The sequence below is a fragment of the Acinetobacter sp. G18 genome (assembly GCF_052660225.1).
Genome location: NZ_CP109658.1, coordinates 2,028,323 through 2,046,375 on the forward strand (window position 1 = coordinate 2,028,323; position 18,053 = coordinate 2,046,375).

18 protein-coding genes are annotated in these 18,053 nt (G+C 38.2%); 4 read left to right on the top strand and 14 right to left on the bottom strand.

Annotation, left to right across the window (positions count from 1 at the left end; all coding sequences use genetic code 11):
- Window positions 1-7: 7 nt before the first annotated feature.
- Genes NE363_RS09680 through NE363_RS09690 form a run of 3 tightly spaced genes read right to left on the bottom strand, consistent with a single transcriptional unit; the run spans window position 8 to window position 3,540 of the window.
- The gene (locus NE363_RS09680) at window positions 8-1,543 is read right to left on the bottom strand and encodes a 2-oxo acid dehydrogenase subunit E2 (RefSeq protein WP_445534937.1); all 1,536 of its coding nucleotides are present in this window, start codon (window positions 1,541-1,543) and stop codon (window positions 8-10) included.
- 1 nt (window position 1,544) lies between these two features.
- Entirely contained in the window at window positions 1,545-2,564 is a 1,020-nt protein-coding gene (locus NE363_RS09685) for an alpha-ketoacid dehydrogenase subunit beta (RefSeq protein ID WP_191106449.1), read from the bottom strand.
- 13 nt (window positions 2,565-2,577) lie between these two features.
- Entirely contained in the window at window positions 2,578-3,540 is a 963-nt protein-coding gene (locus NE363_RS09690; protein ID WP_445534938.1) for a thiamine pyrophosphate-dependent dehydrogenase E1 component subunit alpha, read from the bottom strand.
- Between the two features lie 362 nt (window positions 3,541-3,902).
- Here NE363_RS09690 and lipA point away from each other — a divergent pair, with 362 nt between their 5' ends.
- Together lipA and NE363_RS09700 are read left to right on the top strand one after the other, a co-directional pair.
- Entirely contained in the window at window positions 3,903-4,889 is a 987-nt protein-coding gene (gene lipA, locus NE363_RS09695; RefSeq protein ID WP_445534939.1) for a lipoyl synthase, read from the top strand.
- Window positions 4,890-5,045: 156 nt separating this feature from the next.
- Complete coding sequence (locus tag NE363_RS09700; protein ID WP_445534940.1) at window positions 5,046-6,185, top strand: transcriptional regulator; 1,140 nt, start codon at window positions 5,046-5,048, stop codon at window positions 6,183-6,185.
- Window positions 6,186-6,247: 62 nt separating this feature from the next.
- Here NE363_RS09700 and NE363_RS09705 read toward each other — a convergent pair whose 3' ends face one another.
- The gene (locus tag NE363_RS09705) at window positions 6,248-7,000 is read right to left on the bottom strand and encodes a TenA family transcriptional regulator (RefSeq protein ID WP_445534941.1); all 753 of its coding nucleotides are present in this window, start codon (window positions 6,998-7,000) and stop codon (window positions 6,248-6,250) included.
- 321 nt (window positions 7,001-7,321) lie between these two features.
- Here NE363_RS09705 and NE363_RS09710 point away from each other — a divergent pair, with 321 nt between their 5' ends.
- The gene (locus NE363_RS09710) at window positions 7,322-8,551 is read left to right on the top strand and encodes a GGDEF domain-containing protein (protein WP_039251287.1); all 1,230 of its coding nucleotides are present in this window, start codon (window positions 7,322-7,324) and stop codon (window positions 8,549-8,551) included.
- Between the two features lie 99 nt (window positions 8,552-8,650).
- On the opposite strand, the gene aroC is transcribed toward NE363_RS09710, so the two are convergent.
- The 7 genes from aroC to NE363_RS09745 all read right to left on the bottom strand — a co-directional run bounded on the left by aroC (window position 8,651) and on the right by NE363_RS09745 (window position 14,962).
- Window positions 8,651-9,742 carry a chorismate synthase gene (aroC, locus tag NE363_RS09715; RefSeq protein ID WP_151750271.1) on the bottom strand — a complete coding sequence of 364 codons (1,092 nt, stop codon included), beginning with the start codon at window positions 9,740-9,742 and terminating at the stop codon, window positions 8,651-8,653.
- A gap of 12 nt (window positions 9,743-9,754) precedes the next feature.
- Entirely contained in the window at window positions 9,755-10,759 is a 1,005-nt protein-coding gene (gene prmB / locus NE363_RS09720; protein ID WP_019459074.1) for a 50S ribosomal protein L3 N(5)-glutamine methyltransferase, read from the bottom strand.
- Window positions 10,760-10,996: 237 nt separating this feature from the next.
- A complete protein-coding gene (trpB, locus tag NE363_RS09725; RefSeq protein WP_445534942.1) occupies window positions 10,997-12,202 on the bottom strand; it encodes a tryptophan synthase subunit beta in 1,206 nt (401 codons plus the stop codon).
- Between the two features lie 36 nt (window positions 12,203-12,238).
- Window positions 12,239-13,426, bottom strand: a complete 1,188-nt coding sequence (locus NE363_RS09730; RefSeq protein ID WP_000498059.1) for a vWA domain-containing protein — start codon at window positions 13,424-13,426, stop codon at window positions 12,239-12,241.
- 15 nt (window positions 13,427-13,441) lie between these two features.
- Window positions 13,442-14,293: an AAA family ATPase gene (locus tag NE363_RS09735; RefSeq protein WP_004701808.1), complete on the bottom strand. Its 852-nt coding sequence runs from the start codon at window positions 14,291-14,293 to the stop codon at window positions 13,442-13,444.
- 29 nt (window positions 14,294-14,322) lie between these two features.
- Window positions 14,323-14,709 carry a hypothetical protein gene (locus NE363_RS09740; RefSeq protein ID WP_445534943.1) on the bottom strand — a complete coding sequence of 129 codons (387 nt, stop codon included), beginning with the start codon at window positions 14,707-14,709 and terminating at the stop codon, window positions 14,323-14,325.
- Window positions 14,702-14,962, bottom strand: a complete 261-nt coding sequence (locus NE363_RS09745) for a YcgL domain-containing protein (RefSeq protein ID WP_240061235.1) — start codon at window positions 14,960-14,962, stop codon at window positions 14,702-14,704. The genes NE363_RS09740 and NE363_RS09745 overlap by 8 nt, the downstream gene beginning before the upstream one ends.
- A gap of 480 nt (window positions 14,963-15,442) precedes the next feature.
- On the opposite strand from NE363_RS09745, the gene NE363_RS09750 reads away from it, so the two are divergent.
- Window positions 15,443-15,607, top strand: coding sequence for a hypothetical protein (locus tag NE363_RS09750; RefSeq protein WP_212511431.1), 165 nt, complete (start codon window positions 15,443-15,445; stop codon window positions 15,605-15,607).
- A gap of 72 nt (window positions 15,608-15,679) precedes the next feature.
- Here NE363_RS09750 and NE363_RS09755 read toward each other — a convergent pair whose 3' ends face one another.
- The 3 genes from NE363_RS09755 to NE363_RS09765 form a co-directional block, all read right to left on the bottom strand.
- Entirely contained in the window at window positions 15,680-16,015 is a 336-nt protein-coding gene (locus tag NE363_RS09755; protein WP_445534944.1) for a hypothetical protein, read from the bottom strand.
- A 131-nt stretch (window positions 16,016-16,146) separates the two neighbouring features.
- Window positions 16,147-16,413 carry a hypothetical protein gene (locus tag NE363_RS09760; RefSeq protein ID WP_004701816.1) on the bottom strand — a complete coding sequence of 89 codons (267 nt, stop codon included), beginning with the start codon at window positions 16,411-16,413 and terminating at the stop codon, window positions 16,147-16,149.
- A 498-nt stretch (window positions 16,414-16,911) separates the two neighbouring features.
- Window positions 16,912-18,036 carry a ribonuclease D gene (locus tag NE363_RS09765; RefSeq protein WP_445534945.1) on the bottom strand — a complete coding sequence of 375 codons (1,125 nt, stop codon included), beginning with the start codon at window positions 18,034-18,036 and terminating at the stop codon, window positions 16,912-16,914.
- Between the last annotated feature and the right edge of the window lie 17 nt (window positions 18,037-18,053).

Consider the following 18,053-nt stretch of genomic DNA (forward strand, 5'->3'; position numbering starts at 1 on the left):
GGTTCTCCTACACCAAAATTAAAGCAGGGTTTTCAACAAACTGCTTAAAGCTGGCCAAGAATTTCGCCCCAACTGCACCATCAATGACTCGGTGATCGCAAGACAATGTCGCTGTGACAATCTCACGAACCACCACATTGCCATTTTCAACAACAGCACGTGATTCAGAAGCACCTAATGCCATAATTGCACCTTGCGGTGGATTAATAATGGCGTCGAACTGTTTAATGCCTAACATTCCTAAATTTGAAATGCTAAAGCTACCGCCCTGAAATTCATCAGGCTGTAACTTGCCAGTCTTGGCACGCGTTGCCAAATCACGCATATCATCGGAAATTTGTGCTAAAGACTTCTGATTTGCTGCTTTTACAATCGGTGTAATTAAACCGTTTGGAATCGCTACAGCCACCGAAATATCCGCTTGAGAGAACTGTAAAATTGATTGAGTCGCCTCATCAAATTGAACATTCACCTCAGGTACTTTAATCAGCGCCGCTGCTGCTGCCTTAATGAGCATGTCATTAATAGAAAGTTTAACTTGTGGAACAGTCTCATTAATCTGCTTACGTAAATTTTGCAAAGCTTCTACGTTTAGATCGACGACTAAGCGAAAATGTGGTGCATTACGTTTTGCAGCCTGTAGCCTTGAAGCAATCGCCTTACGCATCCCATTCATCGCTACAGTAGTAACGGTCGATTGTTGTTGAACAGCACATTGAGTAGATTGTTCATTTACCGATGCAGGGTTATCACGATAGTAAACCGCTTCAACATCTTCTTTACAGACACGGCCACGAGTACCTGAAACACGGCAGTCATTTAGATTGATGCCCCATTGCTTTGCTAAACGGCGTGCTACAGGTGTCGCTAAAACTTGGCTATCATCGGCAGTAGATTTAACCACTTTAGCTTGAGTTTGCTGCTTAACATCAGGCCATTGACCACCAGCAGCTTGTACAGCCTTCTGGATGTCTTGAACACTAATACGTCCTTCACGACCAGAACCTGTGACTTTTGCCAAGTTTACATTGTGCTTTTCTGCAAGCTTTAACGCATGTGGTGTTGCAAACAAATCATCAGGTGTTTGATAGCCTTGTAATGGCTCTGGTACAGCGTAGTCACCTTTAGCAGCCTTTACTGGAGCTGAAGCACTTGCAGCTACAGACTGTGGTTGTTCTGTTTTTTCAACAACAGGTGCAGATGTTTCCGCCTTACTTTGCTCCGAAGGTGCTTCCGGGGCTTTAGGTGCTGAACCACCTAGTGATGCAATAAACGTTTCAACTTCTGCATCAGAAACTTCACTTTCAGCACATACAGCAATAAGTCCACCAACAGGTAAAGTATCACCATCTTTCGCTAAAATTTTACGGAGTGTTCCAGCAAAAGGCGCTTCTAATACATTGACGATTTTTGTGGTTTCAATTTCACAAATTTCATCGCCTTTATTAAAGCTATCGCCTTCTTTAATCAACCATTGGGCGATCGTGCCTTCTTCCATGGATAATCCCCATTTCGGGATCTCCAGCGTTTTAATTTCGCTCATCCTAAGCCTCCAATGTTTTTCGCACAGCTTGCTCAATACGCTCTACACTTGGAATCCATTCTTTTTCTAAAACTGGAGAGAATGGAACAGGCGTATGTGGTGGCGTTACGAGTTCAACAGGTGCTTTCAAATAGTGGAAACCTTTTTGAGCAACCAATGCAGCCACATCATGACCAAAACCACAGCGTGCTGCTGATTCATCCACAATGACCACGCGTCCAGTTGATGCAACAGACTCTAAAATTCCTTCTTCATCCAGAGGTGAAATTGTGCGAGGGTCTACCACTTCAACCGAAATACCATCTTTTGCCAGTTTGTCCGCTACTTCATTGGCACGGTGTACCATCAGACCTAAAGCAATAATGGTCACGTCTGTCCCTTCACGGGTGTAATTTGCTACACCAAAAGGAATGGTGTAGGCATCATCTGGAACTTCACCTTTAATGTCATAGAGCATTTTATGCTCACAGAACACCACAGGGTCATCATCACGAATAGCCTGAATTAATAGTCCTTTCACATCATATGGGCTAGATGGAACCACAACTTTTAAGCCCGGAACCGCGGCGAATACATTATATGGCGACTGAGAATGCTGAGCTGCCGCAGAAAAACCTGCGCCAATCATGCCACGTACAACCATTGGCGCCTTTGCTTTTCCACCGAACATATAACGGAATTTAGCGGCTTGGTTATAAAGCATGTCATGACAGACGCCATAGAAATCCATAAACATTAAGTCAGCAACAGGACGTAAACCTGTTGCAGCTGCACCAGCGGCCATACCAATAATTGCAGACTCGGTAATTGGCGTATCAATCACACGTTCCGAACCAAATTCTGTCCATAAACCTTTGGTTACGCCAAGTACCCCACCGAAACCTTCTAACTGGTTGTCTTCAGTGTTTTTACCGCCATGTCCACCGCGAACATCTTCACCAACAACAAATACGGTTGGGTCGCGGCGCATTTCTGATTCAATGGCTTCTTTAATTGCATTACGAAAACTTTTATTTGGCATCTTTACTATTCCTTTAGTAAGAGACATAGACGTCGGTAAGGAGTTGTTCTGGTTTTGGATATGCCGCAGCACGAGCTTTTGCAACGGCATCATCAACATTTGCCTTTGAAGCTGCATCAATCTCGTCTAGTTTGGCATCATCAATTTTGTCTTTGACTTTTTCGCGGAAAATTTTCAAAGGATCTTTGTTTTCTTTAATAAACTCGACTTCTTCCTTAGAACGAATCAAGCCAGGGTCACCTTCAAAGTGGCCATAAAAACGGTTTGTAATGGTTTCAATCACGCTTGGTCCTTCACCACGACGTGCACGTTCAATGGCAGTTTGAGCAGCTTCATAGACGGCAAAGAAATCGGTACCATCAACTTTAACCGCAGGTAAACCAAAACCTGCTGCACGACCAGCTATGTCTTTGCTTCCTACTGCGTAATCATGCCCTGTTCCTTCACCAAAGCCGTTATTTTCAAAAACGAAAATTACTGGAAGTTTAAGAACAACAGCCATGTTCATCGCTTCAAAAGTAAGGCCTTGGTTTGAGCCACCGTCACCTGTAAAAGACAGTCCGACACCACCAGTCTTTAAGGTTTTCGCTGTCAACGCCGCACCAATTGCTAAAGGAGGTCCTCCTCCCACAATCCCGTTGGCACCGAGCATACCTTTGTCTAAATCGGCAATATGCATAGAACCGCCTTTTCCACGGCAGAGTCCGTCATCTTTACCAAAAATTTCCAGCATCATAGCGTGAATGTCACAGCCTTTTGCAATACAGTGTCCATGTCCACGGTGTGTTGAAGTGATATAGTCTTTGTCGGTTAAGTTTTCGCAAATCCCAACTGCAACAGCTTCTTCTCCGCTATATAAATGAATAAAACCGGGAATATCACCATTGGTATTTTCTTCGTGAAGTCGATCCTCAAATTCACGAATATCACGCATGCGTTTGTATGCTGCGAGTAATTGCTCTTCCGTTAATTGCATATCCTTTTCCTTTATTATCTTGATTATTAAAAATCAACCAAGTTTCAGCGAGAGTTATATATTTCGCTATAAATAATAAAGCTCAATTTAATTTAATATGCTATTAGACTAAAAAGTTTTAAATAAGTTTTTAACTATTAGTTTTTTATTTTTCAAAAACTTGTAATGCAAAAATAAAATAAAATAATTTTAATTTATTTCATTAACTTATAAAACAAACCTTTAACCAACCTTTGTTAATTTATAATATTTGCTGTGTACTGTGTGTATTAATAAATTCATTTTTTATTATTTTATAAATTAAGATTCTATTGTACACAACCTAGTTTTAAATAAATTTAATATAAAATGGAATTTTATATATGGACTTTAAAAGGCAAATAGAGACAGGTATTAAATTAAGAGGAATAGATAAAGTTTCTCGTATTCCGATTAAGATTTTACCTACCGAAGAATTACCTAAAAAACCAGAATGGATTCGAGCAAAAATAAAGGATTTCGAAGAAATTCAACGTATCAAAAATCTGCTGCGCCAACAAAAGTTGCATAGCGTTTGCGAAGAAGCGGCATGCCCAAATCTACCTGAGTGTTTTGGTGGCGGTACGGCAACATTTATGATTATGGGAGATATTTGTACAAGACGATGCCCTTTCTGCGATGTAGCTCATGGTCGTCCAATGCCTTTAGATGAAAATGAACCTAAGCATCTGGCAGAAACAGTCGCCAACCTAAATTTAAAATATGTCGTGATTACCTCTGTAGACCGCGATGATCTACACGATGGTGGCGCAGCACATTTTGTAAAATGTATTGAAGAAATCAGAAACCGTTGTCCAGACACGCTGATTGAGATTTTAGTCCCTGACTTTCGTGGTCGTTTAGAAACTGCACTTTCGACATTAAGTTTATCGCCACCCGATGTTTTTAATCATAATATCGAGACAGTGCCACGTTTATATAAAGCGATGCGCCCTGGTTCGGACTATCAGCATTCGTTAAATTTATTAAAACGTTTTAAGAAATACTGTCCAGATATTAAAACCAAATGCGGTCTAATGGTTGGATTAGGAGAAATTGAGGCTGAAGTGCTTGCTCTACTCAATGATTTAAAAGATCACGATGTAGATTTAGTGACTATTGGGCAATATCTACAGCCCTCAAAGTCACATGCCCCTATTCATCGTTTTGTCCATTTAAAAGAGTTTGAAAGATACACTCAGCATGGAAAGCGTTTAGGCTTTAAAAATATTTGGAGTGCACCAATGGTACGTTCTAGCTATTTTGCCGATCGGCAATACTTTGGAGAACCTGTACCGAAGCCATTTTCAAGAGAAGATGTTTTGTCTTAGCGCAATCCGAAATAACAAAACTTATCCAATTGGCTAATGGTCAAACCCATTAAAACTATTTAAGGTAAATGAAATAAGAGGAAATTGTCACAATAATAAAGTTAAACCTGTTGAGCGGCTAAGGATACGCCATTTCAACGATAAAGGAATTTCGATATGGATATGTCAAAACAACTATTATTGCCTTCTACAGATAACCTTCCGTCTTTCTTTAGAACGGAAATAACCTCTGAAACAGCCTATTCAGTGAAAAAGCCGTCACTCGATTTAGATGCAGCCCCTTTATTTGATCTTGATCAGGAATGGCAACATTCCTTATTTGGTCGTTCAATCCAAGAGTGCCATAGAAATTTGATGAATATTGCTGAAGATGCGGATATGGCAATTGGCGTGACAGATCCTCACGGTACTTTACTCTGGACATGGAGTAGTACACCTATGCGTTCATCTGCTGAACAAGTCCACTTTGTTGAAGGTGGGCAATGGTCTACTCAAGCGGTTGGTCAAAATGCAATTGGTCTTGCACTCAATACACATTCAGCAAGCTGTGTTTATTCACATGAAAACCAGATGAACAGCGTTAGAGACTGGGTATGTTATGCAGCCCCAATCACCGATGCAAACACAGGCCAGTTTTATGGCATTATGAACTTATCCACTAAGTATCAAAAGCATAATTCACTTGGAATTTTAGCAGTTGAACGATGTGCAGATATTGTAAAACAAGCCATTCAACTTCATCAAAAAAACATTTTATATATTAAGGCTCTAGGCACACCTAAAGTTCAATATAATCAACAAGGCTTAACACTCACACAGCGCCAAATCGAAATATTATGTATTCTTGCCTTGTGTCCAGAAGGTATAAACTTAGAAGAACTACACTACGCTTTATATGGCGACCGCCCAGTGAGTACAACCACACTAAAATCTGAACTCTCTCAACTTCGAAACTTAATTCCAGATGTTATCGAGTCACGGCCATATAGACTCAACTGTGAAATTCAATGTGACTTTCTTATGGCTGAGCAGGCGTTAAACCTAGGGTTTACTGCAACCACTTTAACACTCTACAGAGGTAGTTTTTTAGCCAAATCAGAAAGCCCATTCTTATGTGCTTGGAGAGATTGTTTTGATGCTCGATTGAGCCATGTGATTTATCAAATTGATGATATAGATCAATTGTTACGTGTAGTCAGTCGTGTGCCTGATCGAGTTGATGCTGTTGAACGCTTACTTGAATTATTACCTGAAGATACACCTTATAGAGTAAAGCTTTTAAAATTGCTTGAATAAAATAACTTGAATAAAATAAAAGGGAGAATATTGTATAAATATTCTCCATTTTCAAGATCAGCTTAAGCAGAAGCTTTAAGCTGTATCCTATAGCAATCATCTAAAGCCAGCTCGTAATAACGCAATCCTTCTTCAGCAGCATGAAATGCTTTTTGCTGCCAATCGGGTCGGCCATTCGACAAACGTTTAATCAACTCCATGGCTTCATAAGGATGTAAATCATCATAATGCGCATGGGCACGCAACCAAGCTAAAGAGCGCTTATCAATCGTGACTTCAGGGTGATCTGTATAAACATGAATACCTTTATAGACTTGAATAGACCAGTCACCTGTCGCCCATTCAATTGCTAAGTTGGTGGCAGCTAAACATTCAGCTAAATTACCACGATGACTCATGTTCCATAGGAAATGGTTCACCGCATTCATTGCAGCTGGTGGTCGCACGCTATCAAGCTGTTCTATAGTTAATCCAAAACCTTTAGCCCAATCACGATACCACCGCAAATGGCGTTCTTCGACTTTAATATTTTGAATTAACCAGTCTCGTGCTTCCGTTACACCTGGTTCAGCAAAAGCAGTCGCTTTAGCTAATGCACCAGCCATATATGATGGAAAGTGCGCTACTAATGGATAGAAATTAAGTAATGCATAACGGAAACTCTCTAGGCTCAATCCCCCATTGGCCATTTCAGTAAAAAACGGATGTTTACTGACTCGCTCCTTAACTGGTAAAAGATTATCCCAAAATCGCTGAGACCATTCATTATGCGCTGTAATTTCTAAATTCATTCCATATTGATTTAAAGCAGTCATTGCTAATTTTCCTATTTATATGACAGCAATCATCTGTACTTCACGGCTATAAGTCTATCCGAAAATGATAAAGATACAATCTTTAATCGACCATTTGTCATTTTTTCTCAAAGGTTTGGGGTCTTTAGATAATTGTGACGCTAATCATTGAAATGTCGTGATTTTTATCACAATTAGAGAGTATAAAAATCATTACTTTTTTAAAAAATCTGTATTATTATTTTTAAATAATCCACACATTATATAACCAATACTTTTAGATGGAACTTTAATAAACCAAGTCTCATTTTATGCCAACTTCCAATATAGAGAGCATTAATTATGAAGTTGCAAGGTTCCAATATATTGGGACAGGAACAAATAGATTTATTAACCACACGCGGATTAAATTTCCTCAGGTTTCCAAAGCAACTTGAAACGATTTATCGTTTTCAATATCAAGAAGGTGCGGCCTATGAGTTTCGCTATAGAGCACCTATTATTTTAATATTATATTTATTTTTAAGCTTTGGTATATACCAAGTTTTACCGACTGAACAAGTTTTATCCTGGTTAAACTATTATTCTTGGGTGGGTATAATAGTTTTAATTGCATGGATTTTATCATTTATTAAAAAATTAAATCAGTGGTTTGATTATTATGTCGGAATTGGCTCTGCTTCCGCCGTTGCTATCACCTTTATTTTAATTAACGTTTTAGAAAATGGCCAAGATAATGTTCTTTTTCATGCAGCGATGATGTATGCAATTGTGATTATCTACGGTGCTGTAGGTATGCGCTTTTATACTGCCATTATTGCCGGATGGGTTGGTGGTTTTGTTGGTATTTTAGTCAGTACTTATGTAAAAGGTGATATTGATTGGACCTTTTTAAACCGTACATATACGTTTAGTAGTTTCTTAGGAATGACCCTTGCTTACGCGACAGACCGTCAACACCGAGAAAACTATTTACAAAACTGTATGATTGAGCTCAACCGTATTGAACTTATGCAACAAGCGCAGCAGCTATCTTTGCTTTCACAACAAGATGCTTTAACTGGGCTTGCTAACCGACGTTATCTTGATGAAACACTAGATAATGAATGGCGACGTGCACTACGTCATGAGACATCACTTACCATTATGATGGTTGATATCGACTTTTTTAAGTCATATAACGACACCTTGGGCCATCTTAAGGGTGATCAGTGCTTAAGAGATATTGCTACTGCAATTTCATCTATTGCCGCTCGTAGTGGAGATTTGGTTGCTCGTTATGGTGGTGAAGAGTTTTTACTTCTTTTCCCTATGACAAACCCACAACAGGCTCAAATTCAAGTTGAAAGATTAATGAACGCAATTAAAAAAATTGCAATTGTTCATCCATGTAGCAGTGTTTCACCGTATGTAACCATTAGTGTGGGTGTGGCAACTACTATTCCGCGTTTAAATGATTCAATTTCTGCCTTTGTTAGCCGCGCAGACCATGCACTCTATCAAGCAAAAACAAATGGTCGTAATCAATATCAAATTGCTGTAAATGAAGAACAAATTGTAGACTTAACTTAGTTATTTATAAGTTTATATAATTAAAAAAATTGCTATCAATAAATAAAAAGCCACATACTTTAAATTATGTGGCTTTTCTTAATTCAACCAGAGCTATGACTAAGGTTCAATCGGAGCAAATGGAGGAACAACATCTGCATTTTGAGCACGATGGCGTAGGAAATGATCCATTAAAACGATAGCCAACATTGCTTCCGCAATTGGAGTTGCTCGAACGCCGACGCACGGATCATGACGGCCTTTAGTTAATACATCGGTATCTTCACGATTTAAATTAATCGTTTTCCCCGGAGTTGTGATACTTGCTGTTGGTTTTAGGGCAATCGCTACACGAATGGTTTGACCACTTGAAATACCACCCAAAATTCCACCAGCATGATTTGCTAAGAAGCCATGACTCGTCAATTCGTCACGTGTTTCATGACCAAACTGTCCAGCAACTGCAAAACCATCACCAATTTCCACACCTTTCACCGCATTAATACTCATCATTGCATGTGCAATGTCAGCATCTAAACGGTCAAAAACAGGCTCACCCCAACCTACAGGAACTTTCTCAGCTAAAATTTCTAGCTTAGCGCCACAGCTTGTACCTTGTTCACGTAAAGAAGTCACCAAAGCTTCAAAACGTGGAACAGCGTCTACATCGCCACAGAAAAATGGATTATTCGGAACTTCATTCCAATCCAGTTTTTCGGCAACTTCATTGCCGATTTGAGTGACGTGACCACGAATCAAGACACCAAATTTTTCTGCTAAATATTTCTTCGCAATAGCACCTGCTGCAACACGCATAGCAGTTTCACGAGCACTTGAACGACCGCCACCACGATAATCACGGAAACCATACTTTTGTGTATAGGTATAATCCGCATGACCCGGTCTAAAGGTTTGCGCAATATTTCCATAATCTTTCGATTTTTGGTCAGTATTACGAATAAGTAAACCAATTGGAGTACCTGTGGTTTTCCCTTCAAATACCCCTGAAATGATTTCAACTTGATCAGGTTCTTTGCGTTGAGTTGCAAATTTCGATGTACCAGGCTTACGGCGGTCCAAATCTGTTTGCAGATCTTCTTCGGTCAATGCAAGGCCCGGTGGCACGCCATCAACAATTGCCATTAAGCCAACACCATGTGATTCACCACATGTAGTTACACGAAAGAGTTGTCCAATAGTGTTCCCTGCCATACGTACAACTCCTTAAGATTGTTCTGCAAATAATTTTCTATAACGACGACATTGCTCAGCAGTCAAAGCAAAAATACCTGAACCGCCTTTTTGGAAAGTAAGCCAGTTGAAGTCAATTGTATTGAAGTTCTGACGCATTGCCCATTCAGAGTTACCCACTTCAATGACAATTAAACCATCTTCTGTCAAATAATCTGCTGCTTGAGCAAGCATTTTACGAACTAAGTCTAAACCATCTTGACCCGCTGCCAATGCAAGTTCAGGCTCATGTAAAAACTCTTCTGGTAGGTCAGCCATATCTTCGGCATCAACATATGGCGGGTTACTTACAATTAAATCGTACTGATTTTCAGCTGGAATCTTGGCGAATAAATCAGATTCAAGTAACGCAACTTGATATTGCTTATTGTGGTGTTCAACATTAATTGAGGCTACTTCTAAAGCTTCTTTAGAAATATCTGTTGCATCCACTTCAGCATCTGGATAAGCATAAGCTAAAGCCACAGCAATACAACCAGAACCTGTACACATGTCTAAAATGCGTTGCGGAGTCTTAGGTTTGGTATTTTCTGGTAAGTTGTTGAGCGCTTCACGCATTTGACCATTTTCATCTAAGCAATATGGTGCAAAACGCTGCTCAATTAACTCTGCAATTGGTGAGCGAGGAATAAGTACGCGTTCATCAACATAAAATGGCTTATTGAAGAAGTAAGCTAAATTTAATAAATAAGAAGTTGGAATACGGTCATTAATACGACGTTCCAGCAAGCTTAAGAATTCTGCTTTTTCACTTGGTAAAAGCTTAGCATCTAGAATTTCTGCATCTGCTGACCATTCAAGAGATAAGGTTTGTAAAACTAATGCAGAGCTTTCTGCAAAATAATCTTCAGTACCTTGTCCTAAATGTGCATCATGTTGACGTAATGCTGATACCCCAAAACGAATAAAGTCTCGAATTGTTGATAAATTTTCAGCAGCTTCCTGTAAATGTTCAGGGCTAATCGTCGGTCGCTCCACTTAGGCGTCTCCAAAGGCAAATTTTGCAAAGTGACTATTCTACTGAGTGAGACAAAGCAACGCAACGCTTTGCCTTGTGAACCAGTGTTTTACATCTCAATCTATAGAAATCACGGCTTTAAATTAGAATACTTTGTTTTAATTAAGAAATAATGAACTTTATAAGTAGCGCAATATATAGTCTCTGAAACAAAAAAGCGGCCTTTAAATACTGACCGCTTATGAACTCTAGTTGGCTTAAAGCTTAAGCTTTTCTGCAACATAATCGGAGTCTTTATCTCCACGACCCGACAGATTCACCACAATCATGGTTTCTTTCGGCAGCTTTGGTGCTTCACGAATTGCCCAAGCCACCGCATGTGAGCTTTCTAGTGCAGGAACAATTCCTTCTACACGAGAAAGTGTCATAAAAGCATCTAAACATTCTTGGTCGGTTGCAGTGCTATATTCCACACGACCTAAATCTTTTAAAAAACTGTGTTGTGGCCCAACACCCGGATAGTCTAAACCGGAAGCAATAGAATGCACAGGTAAAGGTTCACCAGCCTCATTTTCAAGGACATAACACGCCATCCCATGAATTTGGCTTGGTTTACCTAAAGTTAAGGTTGCCGAGTGCATATTGGTGTCTAACCCATGCCCAGCTGGTTCAACCCCAACGAGTTTTACATCTGAGTCATTTAAAAATGCCGTAAACGCACCTATAGCATTTGAACCGCCACCAACACATGCCACCACATAATCTGGATTTTTACCAAAGCGCTGGTGCGTTTGATCTTTAATTTCATTGCCAATTATCGATTGAAAATCTCGAACCATTTTAGGAAATGGATGTGGTCCAACCACAGAACCAATGGCATAAATAAAGTTTTTAGGGTCTTTTAAATATTCTTCAAATGCGCTATCTACCGCATCTTTTAAGGTTGCTGTACCACGTGTAACTGCCACCAAATGTGCACCCAAAATTTTCATTTTGACGACATTTGGATGTTCTTTTTCAATATCAACTTGACCCATGTGAATTTCACACGGAATACCCACTAAAGCACACGCTGTTGCCAAAGCAACTCCATGTTGGCCTGCTCCAGTTTCAGCAATGACTTTCTTTTTGCCCATATATTTAGCAAGTAAAGCTTCACCTAAGCAGTGATTAATTTTGTGGGCACCCGTATGATTTAAGTCTTCACGCTTTAAGTAAATTTGTGCGCCACCTAACTGTTCAGATAGACGCTTTGCATGAAATAAGGGACTTGGACGGCCTACATAATTTGCAAAGAGGTCTGCTAATTCATTTTGAAATTCTGGTGTGTGGCGAATTTCTTCATAAGCAACATTAATTTCATCCATTGCTTCTTTTAAATGTGGAGGAATAAATTGTCCTCCATACTCACCAAAAAATCCTTGTTCATTCGGTAAAGCAATACCATTAATTTGATGTTGCATATCATCCCTCTTTTTAAATTATTAAAGTTATCAAGTTTATCGAGAAAGGTAACGCGTTAAATCCTCAATGCCTTTTAGGGTCATTGGATACATATGGTTTTCAAAAATCTCTTTAATCCAACCAATTGTTTGTGTGTAATGCCAATACCCTTCTGTTTCAGGGTTTAACCATGCTGTTTTATCAAAATGTTGACGTAGGCGACGTAACCAAACTTCACCAGCTTCATCATTCATATATTCAACCGAGCCACCTACCGATTTCAGCTCATACGGTGCCATACTGGCATCACCGACTACAATTACACGATAGTCGCGTCCGTAAGTATGAAACAAATCCCATGTATTCATACGTGTAGCTGTTCTTCGGTAGTTATCTTTCCAAACATAGTCATAAAGACAATTATGGAAATAAAAGTATTCAAGTGTTTTGAATTCTGTTTTAGCTGCGCTGAAAAGCTTTTCACATTGGGCAATATGAGCATCCATTGAACCACCCACATCAAACAACATGAGTACTTTTATTCGATTACGACGCTCTGGCACCATCTGAACATCCAAGATACCTTGCTTGGCTGTTTCCCGAATTGTTCCGTCAACGTCTAGCTCTTCAGCAGCACCTTGACGAGCAAATTTGCGTAAACGTCGTAACGCAATTTGCATCTGACGAGTTCCAAGGACTTGGTCGTCATCTAGGTTTTGGTATTTACGCTGTTCCCAGACTTTAACCGCCGAACGTTTACGCCCCGGCCCACCAATTCTGACGCCTTCTGGATGGTCACCAAAAGCGCCAAAGGGTGAAGTTCCACCTGTGCCAACCATACGGTTACCACCTTGGTGTTTTTTATGCTGTTCGCGTAAGCGTTCCTCTAGCATTTTCATCAGTTCTTCTAAAGAGCCTGCTTTTTGAAGTTCAGCTCTTTGCTCTGGTGTTAAATGCTTTTCGAGAAGTTCTAAATCGAACCAGTCTTTTGGTAATTTATGGACTTGCTTGAGTAATTCATCGATATCAAAGGTTTCTATGCCATCAAAGTAATCTTTCATGGCACGGTCAAACTTATCAAAAAAGCGTTCATCTTTAACTAAAATGGTTTTAGCAAGCTGATAGAACTCTTCCTGATCGGCAAAAACTAAACCTTCACTTACTGCACGGTTTAAGTCAATGAGCTCACGTGTAGTAACTGGAACACCGTATTTACGTAAGGTGTAAAATAACCGCACAAACATGGGTTATTCCCTCCTTTAACGTCGTGACATGAAAGCCAAACGTTCAAGCAGTTGCACATCTTGCTCGTTTTTAATGAGTGCGCCATACAAAGGTGGAATCGCTTTTGATGTATCTCGATTACGTAATACATCTTCAGGCATATCATCTGCCATAAGCAGACTTAACCAATCAATTAATTCTGAAGTAGATGGTGGTTTCTTCAAATTAGGAATTTCACGGAGTTTGAAGAAAACTTGAAGTGCTTCATTTACTAAGGTTGCAGAGATACTTGGGAAATGTACCGAGATAATTTCACGCATAGTTGCTTCGTCTGGAAACTCAATGTAGTGGAAGAAGCAACGACGCAGGAACGCATCTGGTAATTCTTTTTCATTATTTGAAGTAATAATTACGATTGGACGTTGAGTAGCCGTAATCGTTTCGCCTGTTTCATAAACATAAAAAGACATCTTATCAAGTTCATGTAACAAGTCATTTGGAAACTCGATGTCTGCTTTATCAATTTCATCAATTAAAAGCACACAACGCTCTTCACTGGTGAAAGCTTCCCACAGTTTACCGGGCTTAATATAGTTCTTAATATCGTAAACGCGATCATCACCGAGTTGACTATCACGCAAGCGGGACACAGCATCGTATTCATATAAGCCTTGCTGTGCTTTAGTCGTTGACTTGATGTGCCAAGTGATGAGTTTTAAACCTAGACTTTCTGCAACTTGCTCAGCAAGTAAAGTTTTACCTGTACCTGGCTCACCTTTAACCAATAAAGGCTTTTGCAAAGCACGAGCTGCTTTTACAGCAAGTTTAAGACTATCAGTCGCAATATATTGATCTGTACCGGTAAAATGTTGGGTATCAGCAGACATGTAGAGACCTTATTTTTCTATTTCAATGGTTAGATGGAACGCATGCTCTTGTTTGTTGAATATTTTGACCAACAATAGCCAATAACCAAACCTAGACCAACCACAAACAGAATTAAGGATAAATTTGACCAGATTAAAGGACTGTCTTTAGTTAACACACCAAACAGTAAACCAAAAATAGCTGGTGCTACAGATGCATTAGGCCCTTCCGAAACGGTTGGCGTCAATAAAATAGCAAACACAACTAACCAGCTTATTGCGCCAAAAGTAGTAGGTAAGCGGCGCATTAAACGCCACCAACACCACAAAGCAATAAGAGCGCCAACGCCATAAGCTGTTAAAGCAATGATTTCCTCAGGAACTGCATCGAGAGAAGAAAGTAATTGATTTAAAATTCCAGCTTGATCTTCACGCACCACGTAAGCCCTCTGGTTCAACTGCATTTGGGTTAATTAACCCTTCTGGCGGCATCTGAATAAAGAAACCTTTTGTTTGTAATGAGTCTAGAACATGTAAAACATTTACACGCGCTAATTTACGTGTTGGAGCCAATTCTAAATGCATGACAAACGTTGCACGACCAAATGCTTGTAAAACAGCTTCTGGAACTTTTTCAAACGGATCGGTTTGCTCCGTATCATCAGGATAGTTTGGACGAGCAATATAAATGTACATTTCATCTTTTTTGCTCGATCTATAAATATCACAGTGCATTTCAAATCAACTCTTGAACTAAGGACAGCATACATGAAAAAAAACAACAGACACACGCAGGTTTGTTTACGCATCAGTCGTTTTTTCTTTTCTTGCGAAATATTAACCCACAACAATCATTAAGGTCGACAAATAACTTTTAATTTTCTAAAGTTTTAAATTTTCTACCTTTAATAACCTATTAATTTTACATAAAAAATCCTTTGAACTACTTTTATAAAATGAAAAAATTACATTTTGAAAACAATCAAACTTTAATTTAACTGAAGTTAATCCAGTTTAATTTATTGAAAATTATAAATTTAATTTAAATTCTGCTTTAAATTAAACATTGATAAGCTTTAACTTATGCATACAGGATAAGACATTATTTAACCGATTATAAATTCGGATGTGTTTCAATAACTATAGATCTATAAATAGGAGGTCTATGCTATGTCTCGTGGCGATAAATCATCTTATACAGCAAAGCAAAAGCGTCAGGCTCAACATATTGTTGAGAGTGAAGTAGATAGAGGTCATTCTCAAGAAGAAGCTGAACGTATTGCATGGTCTACCGTCAATAAACAAGATGGCGGTGGTAAGAAAAAATCACATTAAAATTACCACTGGATACTTCTTTGGTTAACTTGATGACTAAAGAAGTATCCTATTAATAAGCTAACAAAGATTTTAAAAGACTCTTGAGCCTTGCATATAGTCATTACTCACCTGATTTAACGCACTCAAAATTAAGCTGTCATCTTGAGTAAGTAAGGCCTCATTTAACTGACTCATGTAATTCATTAATGTTTCTTTTGAAGCTTGCGCAAACTCGGTAGTCACTGCTTCATCTTCATATAAGATTACATAACTACGAGCAAATCCATAAATAAGATAAGTCGCTGATTTTTGGTTTAGATCTGGAGATTGTTTTAGATACTGCTCACACGCATTTTTTAAGTTTTTAAATGCATCCGTACCAGTAGATTGATTTTTGAAAGATGAAAGTATTGTTTGGAAGTTCATATCCATATTCCACTCAAAAAGTAAAGCTACAGAAGAAGTACAAGCCTGTCAAACAATATATTGATTTTTATAAATTTAGATTGTAAAAAATTATAAGAAACGCCCTAAAGTATGGGCGTCTGATAAAAAATTTAGAAACTAACTTCAATATTGACTGTTGTACCAGACTGTTCAATATTAGTTGAAACATTAAAACCTCGAGCTTTTAGCTCTTCTTCTACTTGGGTAATATGTTCAGGATGTAAGGCATCTATTGGAAATTGAAACACTGCTCGGCGTTTACCTTCTTTGGAAATTTCCTCAGTTCCAGATAAGATTTTTTCTAACAATATTGTTTGATCAATTTTTACATCTTTAGCATTTTTTCTTGCCTGTTCAGCATTAAAATTATTAGTCATGTTTATCTCTCTAGTTATTAGTAAGCTTTATTTATAGCATAAAAAATTAATTTCAATATTAACTTATTATTGATTTTAAAAACTTTTTAAGATTGCACAAATAAAATTAGAGGCCTCCTCTCCCCGAGAAGGCCTCTATATTTCTGCACCGAAACAAACTTATAGTTATATATTATTTATTTTGAAATTGTTTTTCTTGCTGCCAAGAATATACAGACCTGTATATATACGCAATTGAATTTTTCTCATGAATAAAGTTAATTTAATTCAGCATAGGTATATATAATTAAGATTAACTCATATTTATAGTAATTAAACTTTAAAAAAGTCTACCAATATAAAGCAAAGCTAAATAAAAAATTAATTTCATAAAGCTGTGCTTACAAAAGAGTCTTATTTTAAAGTAATATTAATAAGTATTATTTGAATAAATATTAACCAACCAAACTATTTCTTAAATACAAAGAGTTTATTTGAACTAAAAACACCTTTATAAATTTAAAATAAGAGACTTGCCTTCTCTTTTGTGAATAGTTCAATAAGTGGTTTGGTAAGTAATTCGTAACGCCATCCCAACAAGTAATCAGGTAAATCTTGTTCGTCACCTTTAGAAAGCACATGCTGATGAATCGCATTTAACCATTTCTTACGAAGCAAAACTTCTTTTGGAATGGAGGTCTGCTCTATAGCATTAGCAATTAACGCATCCATTTTATCTAAAGTTTCTTTCGAAGTAATTTTAAAAGGTTTAGCAATTTTAGCTGGCCATTGCCCTTCTATTGGTAAGTCTTTTAAAAGATCCAGAATAATCTTGCCATATTCACGAACAACATTTGGACGAATATCTCTGACTTGAGATAATTGGAAATTATTACGCGGATTCTTTTCGACTAAATCAATCATTGTCGAGTTTCTAAGAACAAAACTACGTGGCTGGTTAGTTGCTTTCACTATATGTTCTCGCCATTCACTCAAATTCTGCAACTGCATTAATTGACGACGCGAATGTCGATAATTCCCTACATCTGTATAAAGCAATGAAGTTGGTGTTTCACTAATAATTTCTTTGGTGAGACTACTGCAATCTTCAACAACATAGTCGTAAAGCCCTTTTTGCTTAAGCTGCTCCTGAATATGGGTAGCCAATTGCATAAGATATAAAACATCATTTGCAGCGTAACATAGCTGTTGAGGAGATAAAGGTCTCGCCAACCAGTCTGAACGTGTTTGATCTTTTTCAATGTCAATGTCTAAACAAAGCTTTAAAGCACCTTGATAGCTGACTTGTAAACCATGTCCGAGAAAAGAAAGTCCAACTTGAGTATCAAAAACATTTAACAGGTTTTGTTCATCGGCATAATGGTAAATTAAATCGATATCTTCACTACATGCGTGAAAAATATTTTGTTGAGCAACAAAGATTTTTTTCCAAAACTCAGTTAAATCTAACGATACCCCATCCAACAAATATACGTTTTCGTTGACATTGACCTGACATACTCCAAGTTTAGGCCAAAGGGTGTCAACCTTAATAAATTCTGTATCAAGTCCATATGTTGAACATTGATCCATTTGTTGAAGAACATCAACCAATTCGGTTTGCTGTTGGATAAACTGAAACATGCTTTCTCAAGTAAATG